This window comes from Bradyrhizobium sp. USDA 4473 (assembly GCF_054063335.1).
The window spans coordinates 4,268,620-4,289,402 of the sequence record NZ_JBSSGE010000001.1 but is presented as its reverse complement, the minus strand read 5'-3'; the positions used below and the strand labels follow the sequence as shown (position 1 = coordinate 4,289,402).

At 65.8% G+C, this 20,783-nt stretch carries 20 protein-coding genes; 6 read left to right on the top strand and 14 right to left on the bottom strand.

The genetic code is table 11. The features are described from left to right. Nucleotides 1–196: 196 nt before the first annotated feature. The 3 genes from ACVW17_RS19880 to ACVW17_RS19870 all read left to right on the top strand — a co-directional run bounded on the left by ACVW17_RS19880 (nucleotide 197) and on the right by ACVW17_RS19870 (nucleotide 2,955). Nucleotides 197–412 carry a hypothetical protein gene (locus ACVW17_RS19880; RefSeq protein ID WP_076866967.1) on the top strand — a complete coding sequence of 72 codons (216 nt, stop codon included), beginning with the start codon at nucleotides 197–199 and terminating at the stop codon, nucleotides 410–412. Between the two features lie 198 nt (nucleotides 413–610). Then, nucleotides 611–1,399, top strand: coding sequence for an ATP-binding cassette domain-containing protein (locus ACVW17_RS19875; RefSeq protein ID WP_456753446.1), 789 nt, complete (start codon nucleotides 611–613; stop codon nucleotides 1,397–1,399). Beyond that, on the top strand, nucleotides 1,396–2,955 hold the full coding sequence (locus ACVW17_RS19870) for an ABC transporter permease/substrate-binding protein (RefSeq protein ID WP_456753445.1): 1,560 nt from the start codon (nucleotides 1,396–1,398) through the stop codon (nucleotides 2,953–2,955). Before ACVW17_RS19875 ends, ACVW17_RS19870 begins: the two co-directional genes overlap by 4 nt. A 202-nt stretch (nucleotides 2,956–3,157) precedes the next feature. Here ACVW17_RS19870 and ACVW17_RS19865 read toward each other — a convergent pair whose 3' ends face one another. The 5 genes from ACVW17_RS19865 to ACVW17_RS19845 all read right to left on the bottom strand — a co-directional run bounded on the left by ACVW17_RS19865 (nucleotide 3,158) and on the right by ACVW17_RS19845 (nucleotide 9,018). Beyond that, a complete protein-coding gene (locus ACVW17_RS19865) occupies nucleotides 3,158–4,120 on the bottom strand; it encodes an ABC transporter permease (RefSeq protein ID WP_456753444.1) in 963 nt (320 codons plus the stop codon). Beyond that, nucleotides 4,110–5,096, bottom strand: a complete 987-nt coding sequence (locus ACVW17_RS19860) for an ABC transporter ATP-binding protein (RefSeq protein ID WP_456753443.1) — start codon at nucleotides 5,094–5,096, stop codon at nucleotides 4,110–4,112. Before ACVW17_RS19860 ends, ACVW17_RS19865 begins: the two co-directional genes overlap by 11 nt. Further along, on the bottom strand, nucleotides 5,093–6,271 hold the full coding sequence (locus ACVW17_RS19855) for a COG1470 family protein (RefSeq protein WP_456753442.1): 1,179 nt from the start codon (nucleotides 6,269–6,271) through the stop codon (nucleotides 5,093–5,095). Before ACVW17_RS19855 ends, ACVW17_RS19860 begins: the two co-directional genes overlap by 4 nt. A 176-nt stretch (nucleotides 6,272–6,447) precedes the next feature. Then, entirely contained in the window at nucleotides 6,448–8,160 is a 1,713-nt protein-coding gene (locus tag ACVW17_RS19850) for a sulfatase-like hydrolase/transferase (protein ID WP_456797806.1), read from the bottom strand. A 168-nt stretch (nucleotides 8,161–8,328) separates the two neighbouring features. Next, entirely contained in the window at nucleotides 8,329–9,018 is a 690-nt protein-coding gene (locus tag ACVW17_RS19845) for a TetR/AcrR family transcriptional regulator (protein WP_456753440.1), read from the bottom strand. A 108-nt stretch (nucleotides 9,019–9,126) separates the two neighbouring features. On the opposite strand from ACVW17_RS19845, the gene ACVW17_RS19840 reads away from it, so the two are divergent. Then, nucleotides 9,127–9,747 (top strand): hypothetical protein, encoded by a 621-nt coding sequence (locus tag ACVW17_RS19840; protein WP_456753439.1) that lies wholly within the window; start codon nucleotides 9,127–9,129, stop codon nucleotides 9,745–9,747. 13 nt (nucleotides 9,748–9,760) lie between these two features. On the opposite strand, the gene ACVW17_RS19835 is transcribed toward ACVW17_RS19840, so the two are convergent. Further along, a complete protein-coding gene (locus tag ACVW17_RS19835; RefSeq protein WP_456753438.1) occupies nucleotides 9,761–9,994 on the bottom strand; it encodes a hypothetical protein in 234 nt (77 codons plus the stop codon). Between the two features lie 358 nt (nucleotides 9,995–10,352). Here ACVW17_RS19835 and ACVW17_RS19830 point away from each other — a divergent pair, with 358 nt between their 5' ends. Continuing rightward, nucleotides 10,353–11,459, top strand: coding sequence for a DUF2336 domain-containing protein (locus ACVW17_RS19830; protein ID WP_456753437.1), 1,107 nt, complete (start codon nucleotides 10,353–10,355; stop codon nucleotides 11,457–11,459). Between the two features lie 124 nt (nucleotides 11,460–11,583). Here ACVW17_RS19830 and ilvC read toward each other — a convergent pair whose 3' ends face one another. The 8 genes from ilvC to miaA all read right to left on the bottom strand — a co-directional run bounded on the left by ilvC (nucleotide 11,584) and on the right by miaA (nucleotide 19,839). Beyond that, nucleotides 11,584–12,603 carry a ketol-acid reductoisomerase gene (ilvC, locus tag ACVW17_RS19825; protein WP_050401884.1) on the bottom strand — a complete coding sequence of 340 codons (1,020 nt, stop codon included), beginning with the start codon at nucleotides 12,601–12,603 and terminating at the stop codon, nucleotides 11,584–11,586. 150 nt (nucleotides 12,604–12,753) lie between these two features. Continuing rightward, nucleotides 12,754–13,362 (bottom strand): LysE family translocator, encoded by a 609-nt coding sequence (locus ACVW17_RS19820; protein WP_456753436.1) that lies wholly within the window; start codon nucleotides 13,360–13,362, stop codon nucleotides 12,754–12,756. Nucleotides 13,363–13,369: 7 nt separating this feature from the next. Then, nucleotides 13,370–14,245, bottom strand: coding sequence for an EamA family transporter (locus tag ACVW17_RS19815; RefSeq protein WP_456753435.1), 876 nt, complete (start codon nucleotides 14,243–14,245; stop codon nucleotides 13,370–13,372). A gap of 42 nt (nucleotides 14,246–14,287) precedes the next feature. After that, nucleotides 14,288–14,983, bottom strand: coding sequence for a class I SAM-dependent methyltransferase (locus ACVW17_RS19810; RefSeq protein ID WP_456753434.1), 696 nt, complete (start codon nucleotides 14,981–14,983; stop codon nucleotides 14,288–14,290). A 3-nt stretch (nucleotides 14,984–14,986) separates the two neighbouring features. Continuing rightward, complete coding sequence (ilvN, locus tag ACVW17_RS19805) at nucleotides 14,987–15,529, bottom strand: acetolactate synthase small subunit (protein ID WP_016841057.1); 543 nt, start codon at nucleotides 15,527–15,529, stop codon at nucleotides 14,987–14,989. A 21-nt stretch (nucleotides 15,530–15,550) separates the two neighbouring features. Then, nucleotides 15,551–16,537 carry a threonine dehydratase gene (locus tag ACVW17_RS19800; RefSeq protein WP_456753433.1) on the bottom strand — a complete coding sequence of 329 codons (987 nt, stop codon included), beginning with the start codon at nucleotides 16,535–16,537 and terminating at the stop codon, nucleotides 15,551–15,553. Between the two features lie 153 nt (nucleotides 16,538–16,690). Then, nucleotides 16,691–18,466, bottom strand: a complete 1,776-nt coding sequence (locus ACVW17_RS19795) for an acetolactate synthase 3 large subunit (RefSeq protein WP_456753432.1) — start codon at nucleotides 18,464–18,466, stop codon at nucleotides 16,691–16,693. A 443-nt stretch (nucleotides 18,467–18,909) separates the two neighbouring features. Next, nucleotides 18,910–19,839: a tRNA (adenosine(37)-N6)-dimethylallyltransferase MiaA gene (gene miaA / locus ACVW17_RS19790; protein ID WP_456753431.1), complete on the bottom strand. Its 930-nt coding sequence runs from the start codon at nucleotides 19,837–19,839 to the stop codon at nucleotides 18,910–18,912. On the opposite strand from miaA, the gene serB reads away from it, so the two are divergent. Next, a complete protein-coding gene (serB, locus tag ACVW17_RS19785; RefSeq protein ID WP_456753430.1) occupies nucleotides 19,838–20,752 on the top strand; it encodes a phosphoserine phosphatase SerB in 915 nt (304 codons plus the stop codon). The two genes, miaA and serB, sit on opposite strands and share 2 nt — an antisense overlap. Nucleotides 20,753–20,783 lie beyond the last annotated feature (31 nt).

The window sequence follows — 20,783 nt, the reverse complement described above, 5'->3', positions numbered from 1 at the left end:
GCCCTCGATCTCACGCCGTAGTTGGGCAACGAGTATAGCGTATCTGCGGGCGTGCGGCTACGCGCTGCCGAACGCACCGAATGGCTCCCGCCGTACTTTACCGGTGTTGCCGGCCGCGATGCCCGGCCCACTGATAGTGGCATGAACCGTGCATGATTCGATTCAGACCGGGTTAATTCTACGGATAAAGACCATCATGCTTGTTACGCTCGTCGCCATCCTCTGCAATGCTCAGCTCTGCATGGAAAAGGTCGTCACCAACAGCGACCAATCAGGCATCACCATGGGCGCCTGCGCCGTAAATGCCCAAATCGGCATCGCCGACTGGCTCGCCAAGGGCCCGTATCACGAATGGCACCTGCAGAGTTACAAGTGCATCATGGGCAAATACGTCCCCAAGAACGAAGTGTGATGTGTGCTCACAGCCCCGAAAGGGGCTGATCCACTTCACGGGTCCGACTGGAACGGCAGCCGCGCGGCGCCGGCGTTCGCGCCGCAGGCCAATGTCCATTTTGCGAAACCGCAGGTGCGACCACCTGCACCTCGAGTCAAAGTCCGTTTTATGGGCTATCACTGTCGTTCACGATCGTGAGACTGAGGTCGCCCTGGAATGCCCGCAACGCCGCTGATTGCCTACGCGCATGTCGGCAAGAGTTTTGACGATGGTCGCGTGGTGGCGGTCGACGATGTCTCGCTCGACGTGGCGGAGGGCGAATTGCTGGCCATTGTCGGCGGCTCGGGGTCCGGCAAGACGACGCTGCTCAGGCTCACCAACCGCCTGATCGAAGCCGACCGCGGCCAGATCGCAATCGAGGGCGAGGATGTCAGCCGCATCGACCCGATCCTGCTGCGGCGCCGCATCGGCTATGTCTTCCAGAGTGCCGGGCTGTTTCCGCATCTCACCGTTGCCGGCAATATCGGCATCACGCCCAAACTGCTCGGCTGGCCGCAAGCGGATGTCGCGGCGCGCGTCGACGAGCTGCTCGACCTGGTGCGGCTCGATCGCGCGCACTATCGCGACCGTCTCCCCCACGAACTCTCCGGCGGTCAGCGCCAACGTGTCGGCGTCGCGCGTGCACTGGCCGCGAGGCCGCGCATCGTGCTGATGGACGAGCCGTTCGGCGCGCTCGATCCGCTGACCCGCGACGCACTCGGCGACGACTATCGCGCGCTGCACCGCGAGCTCGGCCTGACCACAATCATGATCACCCACGACATGACCGAGGCATTGCTGCTGGCCGATCGTGTCGCGGTCATGCATGGCGGCCGGCTACTGGCCCAGGGCACGCCGGCGGACCTCTCGGCCAGCTCCGATGGCTATGTCGGCGAGCTCATGCGCACGCCGCGACGACAGGCGGACCGGCTCGGCGCATTGCTGCCGCGGGACGGCACGGCATGAGCCTGTTCGCCGATCCACGCTGGCGCGAGGCGCTGTCACATCTGCCTGACTATCTCGGCAGTCATGTGCGGGTCAGCGTGTCGGCGCTGGCGCTCGGGCTGCTGGTCAGCCTGCCGCTCGCCATCATCGCCCGCAACCGGCCGGTGCTGCGCACCACCCTGCTCGGGCTCGCCAGCATCGTGCAGACGGTGCCCGGCCTCGCGCTGCTCGCGCTGTTCTACCCGCTGCTGCTGGCGCTCGCGGCGCTGACCGCGGCGTGGCTCGGCTTCAGCTTCTCCGCCTTCGGCTTCCTGCCGGCGGTGCTGGCGCTCGCGCTCTATTCGATGCTGCCGGTGCTGCGCAACACCATCACCGGCCTGTCGGGCGTCGATCCCGCCGTCCTGGAGGCCGCGGAAGGTGTCGGCATGACGCCGCGGCAATCGCTCACCATGGTCGAGCTGCCGCTGGCGCTGCCGGTGATGATGGCGGGAATCCGCACCGCCGCGGTCTGGGTGATCGGCACCGCGACGCTGTCGACGCCGATCGGCCAGACCAGCCTCGGCAACTACATCTTCGCCGGGCTGCAGACCCAGAACTGGGTGTTCGTGCTGTTCGGCTGCTTTGCCGCCGCCGTGCTCGCACTTGTCGTCGACCAGTTGCTGGCGCTGATCGAGAACGGCCTGCGCAGTCAGAGCCGCATCCGCACCGCGCTCGGCGGGCTCGGCATCGCCGCCCTGATCGGCGCAACGCTGGTGCCCGCACTCGCCCGTCCGCATGCGCGCTATGTGGTCGGCGCCAAGACCTTCACCGAGCAATATGTGCTGTCGGCGCTGATGGCGCAGCGGCTGCAAGCGGCCGGGCTACCGGCCACGACCCGCGCCGGCCTCGGCTCCAGCGTGATCTTCGACGCGCTCGCGTCAGGCGATATCGACGTCTATGTCGACTATTCCGGCACGCTGTGGGCCAACCAGTTCCACCATGCCGACATCAAGCCGCGTGCCGAGCTGTTGAGCGAGCTGAAAACGACGCTGGCGAAGCAGGACATCACGCTGTTCGGCGAGCTCGGCTTCGAGAATGCCTATGCGCTGGTGATGCCGAGGAAGCGCGCCGATCAGCTCGGCATCCATTCGATCGCCGACCTCGCACCGCGCGCCGCGACGATGTCGATCGCCGGCGACTATGAATTCTTCTCGCGTCCGGAATGGGCCGGCATCCAGAAGGCCTATGGGCTGGCTTTCCGCGCCCAGCGCCAGATGCAGCCGGACTTCATGTATGCCGCGGTCGCCTCCGGCGAGGTCGACGTCATCGCGGGCTACACCAGCGACGGGCTGATCGCGAAATACGACCTCGTCACGCTCGAGGACAACAGGCATGCCATCCCGCCCTATGACGCGATCGTGCTGCTTTCGTCGCAGCGGCGTGATGACGACGCCTTCAAGGCGGCGCTACAGCCGCTGCTCGGCAAGATCGACATCGCCGCGATGCGCGAGGCGAATTTGCGCGCCTCGGGCAATGACGCATCATCGTCGCCGGACGCGGTGGCGCGCTGGCTCTGGGAGAAGATCGGGCCACGCTAGAGCCTTTTCCGTTCCGATGGAATCGGAACGGGGCTCTAGATTCTTGTTTTGACGCGTTTTCTTTACGCGAACCGGTAGCCACCTCGCTCGAAAACGCTCTAGTCCCGTCGTCACTGCGAGGAGCGATGGCGACGAAGCAATCCATCTCTCCGCTTGCCGCCAGATGGATTGCTTCGCTCCGCTCGCAATGACGTCGTCAGGCTTACGCCCTGACCTCTTGGCGCTGGAACAGGACGTAGCCCGCGACGAACAGCACGATGGTGCAGGCGATCAGACCGACCGTCTGCGGCCAGGCGATCATCACGCTCTGGCCAAACGGCAGCGGGGCGCCCATCACCGCACCTCGGATCTGGTCGAGGAACACCGGGCCGAGCGTGCGCGTGGTCGGCGACAGCACCGCCAGCATCGCCTCGCCGAACAGGTCATTCGGCGAGAAGCGCTGCAGCAGCTGGGTCCAGATCGCCGTGCCCGGCGTATCGAGCCCGAGGGCGGCAAAGCGCGGATCCGGCGGCACGATGGCCTGCGCGATCGCCGGCGCCAGCATCGGCCACAGCACGGTCAGGAACAGCCAGATGCCGAGCGCGACCAGCGCCGCGGTCGCCGGCGAGCGAAACACGATCGAAAGCAGCATCGCCAGCGACAGCCAGACGCCGGCATAGAAGACCGCGATCACCAGGAAGGCGAGCGAGCGGGCGATCTCCTCGCCGCCCGGCGGCACGCCGAGGAAGATCAGGCCGAGCCCGATCACCAGCAGCCACAGCGCCGTCAGGCTGATCGCGATGGTCGCGAGCCCGGCGAGATATTTGCCGAGCAGCAGGGCATCGCGGTAGATCGGCTGCGCCAGGATCCGCGACAACGTGCGCCGGTTGTGCTCGCTGTTGATCAGATCGAAGCCGAGCCCGATCGCCATCAGCGGGATCAGGAAGCCGAGGACGGCGACGAAGGACGGCAGCGGCGCCTGGCTCACGGTGAACAGGCGCAGCAGCAGGAATGGATCCTCCGCCGTGTTCTGGCGCAGTGCGACGATCGCCTCGTAGAGCGCCGCCATCGCGGTCAGCACGATCAGAAGCTCGAGCATCAGCATGCGGACGCTCGAGATGTTGTCCGACAGCTCCTTGACGAAGACCGCGCCAACGCCCTGGAATGCTGAACCTTCACGCCGCATCGCGCACGCCTCCTGATGGGATGGCCTGGAAGTAATGGGCGTAGATCGCCTCAAGGCTCGGCTCGTCGACCGAGAGCCGCCGCAAGGCGCCATTGGCCGCGACCACCGCGCGCGCCGCATCGGCCCGCACGTCGCGGTCGGCCGTCATGCGGAAGCGGTCTTCCGCCAGCGTCTCGACATTGCCGACGCCCGGGATCGCCGCCAGCCGCCGGGCAATCCCGGCACCGTCGGCCTCGACTTCGACGACGAAGCCTGCGCCCAGCACCTGCACCGAGAGCTCGGCCACCGAGCCCATCATCGCGATCTTGCCGGCACGGAACAGCGCGACGCGGTCGCAGACCCGCTGCACCTGGTCGAGCATGTGCGACGACAGCAGCACGGTAATGCCCTCGGCCTTCAACTCCCTGATCAGATCGAGGAATTCGATCGTCGCCTGCGGGTCGAGGCCCGAGGTCGGTTCGTCGAGGATCGCGATCTCGGCGCGCTTGACGATGATCTCGGCAAGCCCGAGCCGCTGCCGCATGCCGCGCGAGAAGGTCGCGACCCGCTTGTCGGCGACATCGAGCAGACGCACACGGGTCAGCGCCGCCGCGATCCGCCGCGAACGTTCGGCCATCGAGAGTCCCATCAGCTTGGCCGCGTAGGCGAGGTTCTCCACCGCAGTCAGGTGGTCGTAGAAGCCGACGGCATCGGGCAGATAGCCGACCCGCCGCTTGACCTGCAACGGCTGCCGCGCCGGATCGAAGCCGAGCACGCTGACCCGGCCGGCCGAGATCTCGGTGAGCCCGAGCATCATCAGGATGGTCGTGGTCTTGCCGGCACCGTTCGGGCCGAGCAGCCCGAACACCTCGCCCTTGGCGATATCGAAGTTGATGGCGTCGACGACACTGGTCTTGCCGTAGCGCTTGGTGAGATCGCGCGCTGCGATAACGGCCTCCGGCCGCGCGGCAGCACTGTTGTTCTGCTGCGCGCTCATCGCCGTCCGAACCTCGCAACGGCACCCAGCATCAACAGCAGCGCGACGCCGATCACACCTGCGCCCGCCATGCCCCAGACAGTGGACGTACTGACGGTGACGCGGAACTGGCTCGATGCGGTCTCGCCGCGCGAGGTGGCGCGCACCGCGAGCTGGTAGTCGCCTGCGAGCGACTTGTCGCTCGGCGTCACCAGCGCCTGAACCTCGGTGTCCTTGCCCGGCACCAGCCGCTCGATCCTGGCGGGCTGGAACGTGACCTTCCAGCCGCTCGGCGCGGTTGCGGCGAGCTCGATATTGTCGGCCGGCGCGGTGCCGCTGTTGGTGACGACGACCGGGATCGTGCTCTGCTCGGCAGCGACGGCACGCGCGCTCAGCAGGCCATCACGGCCGGAGAGCTGAAGCTGCGGCTGGCCGGCGACGTCGAGCGCAACCTCGGTCTGCGCCGACGCATCCTCCGCATTGACCGTGACCTTGACCGGAAAATGTCCGGCATCGATCGCACTCGGCGGCCGCACCTTGAGCTTGATGTCCTTGGACTGTCCGGCATCGATCGGGATCGATGACAGTTCCTGGGTGCCGTAGGCCTCGGTGAACGAGGTCTCGAAATTTTGCGGCGCCGCCGCGGCAAAGCTTGCGACCAGGTTGCGGCCGCTGTCGTTCTTGATGGTCAGCGTGTACTCGAAGTTCGATTTCGGGCTGCCGCGCAATTCGGGAAGCTTCGACGACACCGTCAGTTTTGCCGGCAATTCCTTGGCGAGCGCGACCACGATCGGCAGCGTTGCCTCGCTGCCCTGCCCTTCGGCCTTCACCGTCAACGTCTGCTCGGCGAGCGACGCGTTGGCGGGCACGTCGAGCCGAAGCTGCAGCGGCACGCTGGAGTCGGGCGCCGGCATCGCGGCTGCGACCGGCTGACCGCCGCCGAGCAGCGTCGCGGTCCAGCCGCCCGGCACGCCCTCGACCGAAAGCTTGTAGCGCTGCGGACCGAGATCGTAGTTCTGCAAACGCAACGAGATGTTGGACGTGGTACCAGGTCTGACGGTGACGGCCGGATAATCCGTCATCATGTAGAGCCCCTTGATATCGTGAGGCGGCTCTGCGGCATGGGCCGAAGGAATGGCGAGGGGAACAGCAAGTCCGAAGGCGGCGACAAGGCGCGCGACATCGAGCGCTCGCATGGGCAAACACTCCTGCAAGAAGGGCCGGATTGGTTGATTTGACGCTGCGCGCTGATGGACATCGTGGCAGCGGCGCGACAGATCATCGCAACAATCGTGACGAAATCTCGGCGACGTAATTACAAATGAGTAATGCACGCGGTTTCGCGCGACGACCTTCGTCTAACGACGTTAGTCTAAAGCCCCTTGATGATCCCCGCGTCGATCAACAGGCGGTTGAAGCGGCGCGCCTCTGCGCCGTCCTTGCAGGAGTAGAACGCGCCGTTGCAGCGGAGCATGATCGCCTTCTGCTCCTCGAATGACGGATCGAGCGGAATGCCGGCGGCTTCCTGGATCACCAGCGGCAGATAGGCGGCGTCGATCGTGTCCATCACCGCCGGGCTCTTCACCGGTTCGAAGTTGACGGCATCGATCGCGTAATAGGTCGCGTAGTAGCGCGGATCGTAATCCAACAGCTTCTTGCCGATTCCGGCCTCGTCCAGTTCGGGGTCGAGCAGTTGCGGCGAGAATTCCGGCTGATGATCGCCGTAGCGCACGATCAGGAACGGCTGCGCCGGAAACTTCTTCTTCAGCGCCGCGATGAAGCCGGCATAATCGTTGGCACTCATCGTCTGCCGGCGCAGATACTCGTCGATCGCCGGCGTATTGCCCGGCCGTTTCCACGCCGGCAGCAAATCGGGACGGAATTTCGTCTCCCACGGAAAATGGTTGGCGGCGAGATAGACGAAGGTGAACAGCGGCGTGCCCGATGTCTTCTGGTCCGCCATCAGCGTCAGCGCCTTGTCGTAGAAGAAGCTGTCGGGCTCGACATCCTTGGCATGCAGATCATGCGCATCGTAGAAATGCTGGATGCCGGCCGTGGTCTGGAAATTGCGCGCGCTCATGAAGGCGCCGAACGCCGGATAGAGCGACAGCGTATCGTAGCCGCAGCGGCGCAGCGCCAGCGGCAGGCCGCGTTCGACCCGACCGGATGCGATCCGGGTGACGAAATACGAAAATCGACCGAACGAGCGCGAGGACAGTCCCGCCAGCACGTTGTACTCTGTGAACCAGCTCGGCCCGCCATTGCTCTCGGCGAGGAATTTGCGCTCGATCCCGTCATAGGACTTGAACTGACTGCCATAGCCCGGCGGCACCTTGACGCCGGATGCGGCGCGGATGTCGAAGCTTGATTCATCATGGATCATGACGATGTTCGGCCGGCGTCCGGCGGGATGGCAGGCGTCGACCAGCGGCATCTTGAGCTGGTCGCTCGCTCTCGGATCCGACTCCATGAAACCATAGGCGACGAAGTCGGACACCGCGGTCACACCGGAGCGCGCGAATTTCGACAGATAGCCGTCGTCGTAATAGCCGCGCCAGGCTTCGTCAGGCCAGGCGAAGGCATAGCCCGAGAGCGCGGCGGTGCAGGCGAGGCAGGCGGCCGCGGCCGGCAGGCGGCGGATGCGGAACGGATCGAGCCACCACAGCGCGTACATCAGCGGCAGCGTGACGAGGCCGGCGCCGATGATCGACCAGCGCAGGTTCGGGAAGATCGTAAGCAGGAACGCCGCGGTGTCGCGATCGATCACCATCAGGTCGACGAAGTTCGCGGTCATCTGCACCACGTCGTGCTTGAAGCGCGACAGCAGCACCAGCACCACGACCAGCGTCAGCGACAGCGCGCCCGACAGCGCCGGCCGGCGCAGCAGCGCGATGAACAGGCAGTTGAGGATTCCCCAGGTCAGCAGGAAGCAAAGCCGCGAGCCGAAATCGGTCTCGGTCCGCAGCATCAGGATCAGCGCGCCGAGATGCGGTGCGGCGACCGCCATCAACCGCCAGATGCCGATCGCGGCGAGACCGCCGGCGAGCGCGGCAACGGACGAGTTTTGCTGAGGCGCGGGCGCCATGGGCGGGACGCAATACTAGCCGGCGCAATGCCACGGCCTTGACTGGCAACGGCCAGGAGGCACACGGCACAGCCGGTGTCTGCACCATGTCATAAAACCGTAATTGAATCGTCATGAATGCGCAATGAATTTGCCCGCGCGGTGCACGCCAGGCTGGCGCGGCCTGCCTCAGACCTTCACCGCAGGCTTTGCAATGCCCGCAATGAAGAGGTCGACGATGTCAGCGGCCATCCGCTCGACCTCCGCTTCGCGGACACCCCAGCGCGGCAGATGCCCATCGATATGCATCCGCGCAAAGCCGTAGACCAGCGCGCGGCCGGCGACCTGGACTTGCTTCAGGTCGCGCGCCACGAGCTGCCCCGCCGAAAAGGCCTCAGCCAACGTGCGTTCGGTCAGGCCGATCAACTCGGCATTGTCGCTCGACACCCCGGCCGAGCGGTCGTGGTCGAAGAAGCGGCGGCTGGAGATGACCTCGAAATGGGTCGGGTTGTTCATCGCCCAGCGCAGATAGGCGATCCCGAGGCAGCGGAAACGGCCGAGCGGATCCGCCGGCGCATCGGCCAGCGCGATCTCGATCTCGAAGCGGAAGCGGCGCTGCGCCTCCTCGGCTACCGCGTTCATCAGGGCATCGCGGCTCGGGAAATGCCGGAACGGGGCGCCGGGCGACACCCCGGCGCGGCGGGCGGCCTCGCGCACACTCACTGCCTCCGGCCCGCCCTCGCCGACCAGCTGCATGGTGGCGTCGATCAGGACCCGGCGAAGGTCGCCATGATGATAGGGCCTGGCCGCCGCCGCGCGCGCAGCGGCGCGACGCGGCTTGGCCGGACGGACGGACGGCGGTTTGGAGGGGCGGCGCATCGGCCCTCCTCTAGCATCACCCCCTTGTGAATGTAAGCGCCGATTACACGGATTGCCGCGCCGGCGACCGGCATGTAACTGGTGATTACATCTCGAGGGAGGCTGGATATGCGGATGCGTCATACCTGGTTCGAAGGCTGGCGGCTGTTCGCCCTGCTCACGCTGACCCTGATCGGGCTTTCGCTCTGGATCGCGGGGATGCGGCATTTCGAGGTCGAAGGCGTGCGGATGGTGATCCGGTTCACGGCACGGACCTCGCTGCTGTTGTTTTGCCTCGCCTTCTCCGCCGCGGCGCTGGCGCGGCTCTGGCCGAACGCCTGGACGCACTGGCAGCGGCGCAACCGCCGTTACCTCGGCGTCACCTTCGCAGCGTCACATGCCATCCATGCGGTCGCGATCGCCGCATTCGCAATGCTCGATCCGCCGGGTTTCGCGGCCGCGACCTCGATCGTGTCCTACATCTTCGGCGGCATCGGCTATCTCGTGATCGTCGCGCTCACCGCGACCTCGTTCCGGCCCAGCGCAGCGTTGCTCGGCCAGCACGCCTGGCGCAGGCTGCATCTCGTCGGCGGCTATTATCTGCTGGCGCAGTTCATGATCTCGTTCGGCAAGCGGATTCCCGAGATGCCGTCCTATGCGCTGTTCCTGCTGCCGCTCGCTGCCGTGTTCGCGCTCAGGATGATCAGCATGGCCGCGCGGCCCGCGCCACGTCAGGCACAGGCGAGCTAAGGATCAGGCCACCTTAAACGAGGTGAAACTTGCGGCCGAGCCGGCGATGAACCGACAGCACCGCGCGGTCGACATCGCTGATCAGGCTGTCGCCGAGCACCACATTCGGAATCTCCCAGTTGCGCCCGATCTGCGCATCGGGCAGCGCGGCGACCGCCGGCACCCGCGCGGTCTCGCAGCCGGGTTGGGCGCGCAGCGCCTCATCCGCAAGCTGGGTCAGTTCGTCCTGGCTCTTTCCGTCAGACATGACGTGGGTCCTGACTCCGGAAGATGGCTCACTGATGGCCAAGTTATCGGTCTCATGATGGTCTCGCCTTTCATCTTGCCTGTCCTCGACGGCGCCTCGGGGCGACGCAATAGCGCGAACGCGCCGCCTCGATCGATATTTTCGCCGGTGCGCTGCGCGCATCGTCCTAAATAATCTCTTAAATGTATCGGCCACAGCGGCGGCGTCCAAACCGCGAATTGAATCATGTCCGGTCGCGGCTCGTTAAGGATGCGATGCACCCGTATTTGCACCGGGTTCCACCTTAACGCAGGTGTAACACCGCGCCCTGCATGGTGTGCAGGCAGGTGTCATTCAACAAAAACAAGGTTGCCCATCGATGGCGCAACAGGCGTCACAATCGATTATTGCCGAACTCGAGGATGCGGTCCGGGACGGGACGTCGGCCAAGCGCGTGCAGACGCTGCGGCAGGTCACCGATCTGTTCCTGAACGACGGCGACCGCCTCAACGATGAACAGGTCAAGGTGTTCGACGACGTGTTGTGCCTCTTGGTCGCGCGCGTCGAGACGCGTGCGCGCGCCGAGCTCAGCAAGCGGCTCGCGCCGCTCGACTATGCGCCGTTTGAGGTGATTCAGCATCTGGCCTGGGACGACGACATCGGCGTCGCAGGCGAGGTCCTGACCCACTCCAGCCGCCTCTCCAACGCCGCGCTGCGCGAGATCGCCAGCAGCAAGGGCCAGGACCATCTGTACGCGATCTCGGCGCGGGAAAACCTGCCCTCTTCGGTCACCGACGTGATCATCGATCGCGGCGAGGACAAGGTGATCCGCCGCCTCGCCAAGAATGCCGGCGCCGAGTTCTCCGAGAACGGTTACTCCAGCATCGTCGCGCGCGCCGAAGGCGACGACGAGCTGGTCGAGATCCTCGGGCTGCGCATCGACATTCCGGCCAAGCTGCTGCGCGACCTGCTGCAACGTGCCAAGGATACCGTGCGCGCCCGCCTGCTCGCGATCGCCTCGCCCCGGGCGCGCGAGGAGATCAGCCAGGTGCTGAACGACATCGCGCAGGAGGAGGCCGCGGCCCCGCGCCGTAACTACGGCATCGCCGAAGAGCTGGTCAAGCTGATGAAGCAGCTCAACGAGCTCGACGATGCGGCAGTCTACAAATTCGCCGAACAGGGCAAGTTCGACGAGGTCACGGTTTCGCTCGCCGTGCTCAACGACATGCCGATCGCGATGATCGAACGCCTGATGCTCGGGCTGCGCTCCGACCTGCTGCTGATCCCGTGCCGCTCGGCGCGGCTCAACTGGCCGACGGTCGAAACCATCCTGCGCAAGCGGCCGCTGCCGCACACCATCGACCATGCGACGCTGGAGATCGCGCACCGCGATTACCGGCGGCTGTCGCTGGAAACCGCGCAGCGCACGGTGCGGTTCTGGCAGCTGCACAACAGGATCGAGAAGCAGCCGATGGCGGCCGGTTAGCCGCCGCTCGCGTTTCATGACAAAGAAAAAGGGTGGGCAACGCGCCCACCCTTTTTCATTTGATGCGTCCGCGAGATTCCGGGTTCGGTCCTGCGGACCGCCCCGGAATGACAGGCTTCGCCTGTCAGTTCTTGCTCTTGTCGACCAGGGCGCCCTTCTTGATCCAGGGCATCATGTCGCGCAGCTTGGCGCCGACTTCCTCGATCGGATGGGCGGCGAGCTTGGCGCGGGTCGCCTTGAACGAGGTCTGGTTGACCTTGTTCTCCAGCATCCAGTCGCGGGCGAACTTGCCGCCCTGGATGTCGGCCAGCACGCGCTTCATCTCCGCCTTGGTCTCGGCCGTGACGATACGCGGACCGGTGACGTACTCGCCGTATTCGGCGGTGTTGGAGATCGAGTAGTTCATGTTGGCGATGCCGCCTTCATAGATCAGGTCGACGATCAGCTTCACTTCGTGCAGGCACTCGAAATAGGCCATCTCGGGCGCGTAGCCGGCCTCGACCAGCGTCTCGTAGCCGCCCTTGATCAGCTCGACCAGGCCGCCGCAGAGCACCACCTGCTCGCCGAACAGGTCGGTCTCGCACTCCTCCTTGAAGGTGGTCTCGATGATGCCGGCGCGGCCGCCGCCGATCGCCGAGGCGTAGCTGAGGCCGAGGTCATGGGCGTTGCCCGACGAATCCTTGGCGATCGCGATCAGGCAGGGCACGCCGCCGCCGCGCTGATATTCGGAGCGCACGGTGTGGCCCGGGCCCTTCGGCGCGATCATCAGCACGTCGAGGTCGGCGCGCGGATCGAGCAGGTTGAAGTGCACGTTGAGGCCGTGGGCGAACACCAGCGCCGCGCCTTTCTTCATGTTGTCGTGCAGGTGCTCGCGATAGATGTCGCCCTGCAATTCGTCCGGGGTCAGCATCATGACGAGGTCGGCCCACTTGGCGGCTTCGGCGACTTCCATCACCTTGAAGCCGGCGTTCTCGGCCTTCTTGGCCGAGGCCGAACCCTTGCGCAGCGCGATCGCCACGTCCTTGACGCCCGAATCCTTCAGGTTGAGCGCGTGGGCGTGGCCCTGGCTGCCGTAGCCGACGATGGCGACCTTTTTGCCCTTGATCAGGTTCAGGTCGGCATCGCGATCGTAGTAAACTCGCATCGTGGTTTCCTCGTTTGAAGGGGGCCAAAATCGGCCGATGAATCAGGCTTTCGGAAGGTCAGAACCGCCGGACGCCCGCGAATTTCCGGCGTTGTCTAGAGCATTTTCCCCCTCAGGGGAAACCCTCATCTCGCATGGCGCGGTGCGGCATCATGCGTCCATGAAGACCGGGTAGAGCGAGGCCAAGAGCAGGATGGCCATGACGACGTTGAAGGCACGGATCGCCCGGGTCGAGGTCAGGACCGGCCGCAGGGCGGTGCCGAACAGGGCCCAGACGATGCAGGAGACCGTTCCCAGGATCAGGCTCAGGCCGACCTGGATCGCGATGTTCCAGGGAAAGGCGGCAATCGCGGCATAGGCCGTGATGGTGCCGATCACCATCACCCAGCCCTTGGCATTGATCCACTGGAACATGGCCGCGCCCCAGAAAGTCATCGGGCCGCGGCCGGACTCGTCATCGCCGTCCGCCGAGGGCGGCGCGGCCATGGCGATGACGGCGGCGAGATAGACCAGATAGGCCACGCCGCCATATTTGAGGATCGTCTGCAGCACCGGATAGGCGATGAAGACCGCGCCGAGCCCGACGCCCACCGCGCCGACCATGAAGGCGAAACCCACCGTGATGCCGGCAATGTGCGGCACCGTGCGGCGGAAGCCGTAAGTCAGCCCCGACGACAGCAGCATGATGTTGTTGGGGCCCGGCGTGAAGAACATCACGACGGCGAACACGATAAAGGCGAGCAGCAGCGAATTCGACATGGTGCCCTCACGCGACCTTCGGCAGCGCTTTTGGCCGCTTCGACAGCAGCATCACGGCAATGCCGGCGATCACCGTGACCATGCCGGCGAGCCGCAGCGGCCCGAACCTCTCACCGAACACGATGCTGGAGGCGGCGGAGCCGACGAACGGCACCAATAGCGCGAACGGCACCACCTGCGCCGCCGGATAATCCCGCAGCAAGCGGCCCCACAGCCAATAGGCGATGCTGGTCGAGATGCCGCCGAGGCAGAGCACGCAGGTCAGCCCGGTCAGCGACATGTGGCTCAGCGCCTGCCAGGTCGGCTGCGGGCCGTTGCTGATCAGGGTCAGCACCGCGAGCGGCACGGCGGCCGACAGGCACAGCCAGGCAAACAGGTCGAACATCGGCGCGGCGTGCGCCTGCCGCAGCAACAGATTTCCGATCGCGAAGCTGATCGGACAGACCATCAGAATGACAAAGGCCGAGACGCTGAAATCGTAACCGACCGTGCCGCAGATCATCAGCAAGCCGAACGCGGCGATCGCCACCCCGATCGCCTGCGTCCGCGTCGGCATCTCGCCGAACGCGATCGCAGCGAACGCAATGGTGAACAGCGCCTGGCTCTGCACGACCACGCTGGAGAGGCCAACCGGCACGCCATGCGCGATCGCGAAGGCCTGCGCGAGGAACTGGCCGAGGAACAGCGTGAAGCTGATTGCGATCAGCAGCGGCCAGGACACGCCGGGTTTGCGCAGGAACAGGCACGGCAGCGCGGCGACGGCGAAGCGCAGCGTCGTCATCAGCTCCGGCGAGAACTCGTCGAGCGCGATCCGGCTCGCGACGAACGCAAGTCCCCAGATCACCGCGACCATGACGGCGATGCCAACATCGGCCGGCTTCATTGTTGTTCTTCTTTTGCTTCCGTTTCGCTACGTCGGTCGGGATCAGATCTGTTCATCCGGCTTCGGCTTGCGCAGCAGATAGGTGCCGTGCAGCGGCGCGTGATAGTCGGCGGCGACCAGCGTGAAGCCGGTCTCGGTCAGCATGCGCTCCATCACCCAGCCGAAGGTCGAGTACTCGTCGCGCATGTGGGTCATCACGCTTTCGCGCTCGAAATCGTGGTTCTTGATCGAGAAATCGGCCCAGCCCTCGACGTCGCGATCGACGCCGTCGGGCATGCTGACGAACACCATGTCGCGCAGATAGAAGTTCGCGCCGGGCTTCAGCGCGTTGAATATCCGCGACAGCGCCACGGCCTTCCAGAAATCCGGCAGATGATGCAGCGTGAACTCGCTGACGATCAGATCGTAGGAGTTCGGCTGATAGGCAAAGGACAACAAGCCGGCCGGCTGGGTCCGGATCTTCGCCTTGCGGTCGCGCGCGTAGATTTCGGCCAGCCCGATCATCGCCGGCGAGATGTCGATGGCGTCGACCTCGGCGCCCATCAGCGCCGCCTCGGTCGCCAGCACGCCGTTGCCGCAGCCGATATCGGCGATCCGCCAGCCCGGCTTGACGCCGAGCATAATCAGCGCCTGACGGGCGCGGACGTCGCTGTCCTCGCTGACGTCATAGATCGAGGCCACCGCGGTATCGAGACCGACCTGCCGCCGTTGCGTGTAGTACCAGTCGCGCGCCAACATTGTTCACATCCCTTCCGGCCCACGCGTGATCGCGGCCACCCCGGTTCGTGACACCTCGACCAGCCCCAGCGGGCGCATCAGGTCGATGAACTGACTGATCTTGGACGAATTGCCCGTGATCTCGAACACGAAGCTCTCGGTCGTGGCGTCGATCACCCGGGCGCGGAACGCATCCGCCAGCCGCAGCGCTTCGACGCGGTGATCGCCGCCGCCCCGCACCTTGACCATCGCGAGCTCGCGCTCGATCGAGCTGCCGGTCAGCGTCATGTCGACGACGCGGTAGACCGGGATCATGCGGTCGAGCTGATGCTTGATCTGCTGGATCACCATCGGCGTGCCGGTCGTGACGATGGTGATCCGCGAGAGATGTTTCTGGCTCTCGGTCTCCGAGACGGTGAGGCTTTCGATGTTGTAGCCGCGGCCGGAGAACAGCCCGATCACGCGCGCGAGCACGCCGGGCTCGTTCTGCACCAGGACGGACAGCGTGTGGGTCTCGTTCGGATCGTGACGCTCTTCGAGGAAGTAGGCGGATGCGGGCTGGTTCATGGTCGTCCCCTTACATTCTGTTCACGCCACCGCCCGCTGGGCGGCCGGCGCAGCATCCGTCCCGATCCAGGTCCGGAACAGATCGAAATCGATATTGCCGCCGCTCAGGATCAGGCCGACCCGCTTGCCGGCGAGCCTGGCCTTTTCCTGCAGCGCGGCTGCAAGCGCCGCGGCACCCGCGCCCTCGGCGAGATTGTGGGTGTCGGTCCAGTAGGCGCGGATCGCCTGGCCGACCTCGTCGTCGGTAACCTGCACGATGCGCGAGGCGCCCTTCTGGATCAGCGCGAACGCTTCCGCGTCCGGAATCCGCGTCGCCATGCCGTCGGCCAACGTGTTGCTGGTCGCGGTGCTCACGATCTTGCCGGCCGCAAACGACAGCGCGTAGGACGGCGCCTCGGTCGACTGCACGCCGACGATCTCGGCCTTCAATCCGAGCAGGTCGCGCGCCATGATGCAGCCTGAGATGCCGGAGCCCTGCCCGATCGGCACGTAGAGAATGTCGAGGTCGGGCGCCGATCGGAACAGTTCGAGCGCGTAGGTCGCAACACCCAGCACCAGGTCGGTGTGGAACGACGGCACCATGTGCAGGCCGGCGAACTGGGCGCGGCGCTCGGCCTCCTCGCGCGCGGCCTGGAAGTCCTCGCCATGCTCGACGAGCTCGGCGCCGAACGCGTGCATGGCACGGTTCTTCTCGACCGAGTTGCCGCGCGGCACGTAGATGGTCGCCGGCACGCCGTGACGGCCCGCGGCAAACGCCAGGCTCTGGCCGTGATTGCCGCGTGTCGCCGAGATGATGCCGGGCACGTCTGGCCGCTCGCGCTTCAGCCGCTCGAGATAGACCAGGCCGCCGCGCACCTTGAAGGCGCCGGTCGGCGTGTGATTCTCATGCTTGACCACGACCTCGGTGCCGAGCCGCTCGGCCAGCAACGGCCACGCATATGCCGGCGTCGCCGGCACCGCGGCGCCGACGATCCTGTGCGCGCGCTCGAGCTCGTTGAGGTCAAACATCTTGGCTTCCGGTCGTTCCGCTCTTTCTATCGTCATCCCCGCGAAAGCGGGGATGCAGTATTCCAGAAACGCCCGAGAGCAATCGAGCTGCCGCGGCGTACTGGATCGCCCGGTCAAGCCGGGCGATGACGCTAGAGTTTGTGTCGTACATCATCACACCAGCGCCTTGCCGCCGGAGAACGCCTTCGCGGTCGCCTCGTCGGTGGCTTCTTCCGGCAGCAGCATCTCGTTGTGCGCCTTGCCCGACGGGATCATCGGGAAGCAGTTCTCGAGCGCCGCGACGCGGCAGTCGAACAGCACCGGACGCTTGATCGAGATCATCTCCTTGATCGCGCCGTCGAGATCGGACGGCTTGGTCGCCTGCAGCCCGACGCAGCCATAGGCGTCGGCGAGCTTGACGAAGTCCGGCAGCGCCTCCGAATACGAGTGCGACAGGCGGTTGCCGTGCAGCAGCTGCTGCCACTGCCGCACCATGCCCATGTACTGGTTGTTCAGGATGAATATCTTGATCGGCAGCTCGAACTGCACCGCCGTCGACATCTCCTGGATCGTCATCTGCACCGAGGCGTCGCCGGCGATGTCGATCACCAGACTGTCCGGATGCGCCACCTGGACGCCGACCGCGGCCGGCAGGCCGTAGCCCATGGTGCCGAGCCCGCCCGAGGTCATCCAGCGGTGCGGCTCCTCGAAGCCGAAGAACTGCGCCGCCCACATCTGGTGCTGGCCGACCTCGGTCGTGATGTAGGTGTCCTTGCCGCGGGTCAGCTCGAACAGGCGCTGGATCGCGTATTGCGGCAGGATGATATCGTTGTTCTTGCGGTACGACAGCGAGTTGCGCGCACGCCATTGCGCGATCTGCTGCCACCACGCCTTGATGTCCGGCTTCCTGGCTTCCGCCTTGAACACCTGCAACAGGTCGCCGAGCACATTGCCGCAGTCACCGATGATCGGCACGTCGACGCGGATGTTCTTGTTGATCGAGGACGGATCGATGTCGATGTGGATCTTCTTGGAACCGGGCGAGAACGCGTCGGTGCGACCGGTGATGCGGTCGTCGAAGCGCGCGCCGACGCACAGCATGACGTCGCAATCATGCATGGTCATGTTGGCCTCGTAGGTGCCGTGCATGCCCAGCATGCCGAGCCAGTTCGGCCCCGATGCCGGATAGGCGCCGAGCCCCATCAGGGTCGAGGTGATCGGAAAGCCGGTCGCCTCCACCAGCTGGCGCAGCAGCTGCGAGGCCTCGGGACCGGAATTGATCACGCCGCCGCCGGAATAGATCACGGGGCGCCTGGCGCTGGCGAGCATCGCCACCGCCTTGCGGATCTGGGTCGCATCGCCCTTGACGCGCGGCGTGTAGGAGATGTGCACGTCGGATTTGCGCGGCGGATGATAGGTGCCGGTGGCGAACTGCACGTCCTTCGGCACGTCGACCACGACCGGGCCGGGCCGGCCGGTGGTGGCGACATAGAAGGCCTCGTGCAGCACCCTGGCGAGGTCGTTGACGTCGCGCACCAGCCAGTTGTGCTTGGTGGCGGGCCGCGTGATGCCGACGGTGTCGCACTCCTGGAAGGCGTCGTTGCCGATCAGATGGGTCGGCACCTGGCCGGTGATGCAGACCAGCGGGATCGAATCCATCAGCGCGTCGGTCAGCGGCGTCACCATGTTGGTGGCGCCGGGCCCCGACGTCACCAGCACCACGCCCGGTTTGCCGGTCGAACGCGCATAGCCTTCGGCGGCGTGGCCGGCGCCCTGCTCGTGGCGGACCAGGATGTGCTCGACCTCGCTCTGCTGGAAGATCTCGTCGTAGATCGGAAGCACCGCACCGCCGGGATAGCCGAAGACATGCTGCACGCCGTGATCGATGAGCGCGCGCACGATCATCGCGGCGCCGGTCATCTGATTGGGATCGTGGCTCTTGTCGGTCATGGTTCGCTCCGGATGCGCTTGTTTTTGCGCGGCTTTTGTCAGTTCTCGTCAGTTCGGCTTCAGGCAATAAAAAGGGGCCCCAGAGGCCCCATGCACACCGCCCGAATTTGGATGGCCGCTAGCCATCCCCGGCGGTGTGCCTGGGTACGACGGCGATAAGCAGTTTGGTAATAATGTTGCGCACGAGACGACCCAGTCTTCCCAAAGGTTGCGCGAACATAGCGGCCAAAGCCCGAATGTCAAGGCAAGGCAAGCACTTTCGCGATTTTTGAAGTGTAACGGGGTTCCGGCCCTTCGGCGAGTGTTTTTGCGCTGGCGAACGCGCATGGCTGACGGGCGTGTGGCGGCGTGAGGCCTCTTGTAGCCCGGATGGAGCGCAGCGAAATCCGGGGCGAGCGCTTCCTGGGGTAAGATTCCCCGGATTGCGCTTCGCTCCATCCGGGCTACCGGATCCGTCCTTGCAGCCACGCCGTCGCCGCCTCCGGCGCCACCCATTCGAATTCCGGCAGCTGGTGGCGAAACCAGGTGAACTGGCGCTTGGCGTAATGGCGGGTATCGGCCCGTCCGATCTCGGCGGCCTCCTCCCGGCTGATCTCCCCCCTGAGGTGCCGGATCAGCGCCGGCACGCCATGGGCCTTCATCGCCGGCAGCAGCGGATCGAGCCCGCGCTCGGCCAGCGCCGCGACCTCGTTAAGCGCCCCCGCATCGAGCATCGTGCCGAACCGGGCGTCGATCCGGGCATAGAGCTGCGCGCGGTCCGGCGCGAGGAACAGCGCATGGAATTCACCAGGCGGCAGCAGCGGCGGCAGACCCTCACGATGCCAGTCCGGCAAAGGCCGGCCGGTGGCCTCGACGACCTCGAGCGCCCGGGCGATGCGGGTGCGGTCGCGCGGCTTCAGCCGTTCGGCCGACACCGGATCGCGCGCGGCGAGCTCGGCATGCAGCGCCTCGACGCCGTGCTGCTCCAGCCTTGCGCGGACATCGTCGCGCACAGTGGAGGGAATCGGCGGCACCGCCGACAGGCCGCGCGTCAGCGCCTTGAAATACAGGCCGGAGCCGCCGATGAATATCGGCAGGCGCTTGTCCGCACGCGCCTCGCCGAGCGCCTTGGTCGCATCCGCCACCCAGGCGCCGGCGGAGAAATTCACGCCGGCGTCGACTTGGCCGTAGAGCCGGTGCGGAACCAGCGCCTCTTCGCTCACGGTCGGCCGCGCCGTGATGATGCGGAGGTCGCGATAGACCTGCATCGAGTCGGTGTTGATCACAACCCCGCCGGTCCGCTGCGCGAGCGCTAGCGCCAGCGCCGACTTGCCGCTGGCGGTCGGCCCTGCGATAAGCACTGCCTTGTCCAACAATCCCGAATCCGCCTGCATGTCCCTCGTTGCCACGCTGATCTGCAATCCTGCAAGCCCCGCGCTCGACTCCACCATCGTCGACGGCGCGCGGGCCGCGCTGCCCTCACCCGGCCCGGCGCAGTGGCTGTTCAACGAGGTCGCCGTCGACATCCCGTTCGAGAGCCCGAATTCCGACGGCGAGGCCAGCCGGGACGACATCAAGGCCGTCGAAGCGCGGCTGCGCCAGGCCCGTGGCGACCTGCCGATCGACATTGTCGTGCAGCCTCGGATCGGCCGGCGCAAGAAGCTTTTTCTGGCCGACATGGATTCCACCATGATCGGCCAGGAGTGCATCGACGAACTCGCCGACTTCGCCGGGCTGAAGGCCCATGTCGCCGCCATCACCGAGCGGGCGATGCGCGGCGAGATCGAGTTCGAGCCGGCGCTGCGCGAGCGCGTGGCGCTGCTCAAGGGCTTGCCGGTCAGCGTCGTCGACGAGGTGCTCGACAAACGCATCACGCTGACGCCGGGCGGCCGCGAGCTGGCCATGACCATGCGCGCGCACGGCGCCTATACCTGCCTCATCTCGGGCGGCTTCACCCTGTTCACCCAGGTGGTCGCGGCCAAGGTCGGCTTCCAGGAAAACCGCGCCAACCGGTTGCAGGTCGAGAACGGCGAGCTGACCGGCGAAGTGGTCGAGCCGATCCTCGGCCGCGCCACCAAGCTCGCCACCCTGATCGAGCTCACCGAATCCTTCGACCTCGACGATATCGACACGCTGGTGGTGGGCGACGGCGCCAACGATCTCGGCATGATCCAGGCCGCGGGCCTCGGCGTCGCCTATCACGCCAAGCCGGCAGTCGCGGCCGCCGCCGCAGTCCGGATCGACCACGGCGATCTCACCGCGCTGCTGTATGCGCAGGGCTATCGGCGGGATGAGTTCGTGGCGTGATAAGGCTCATGCAGCCTGTCGTCCCCCGCGA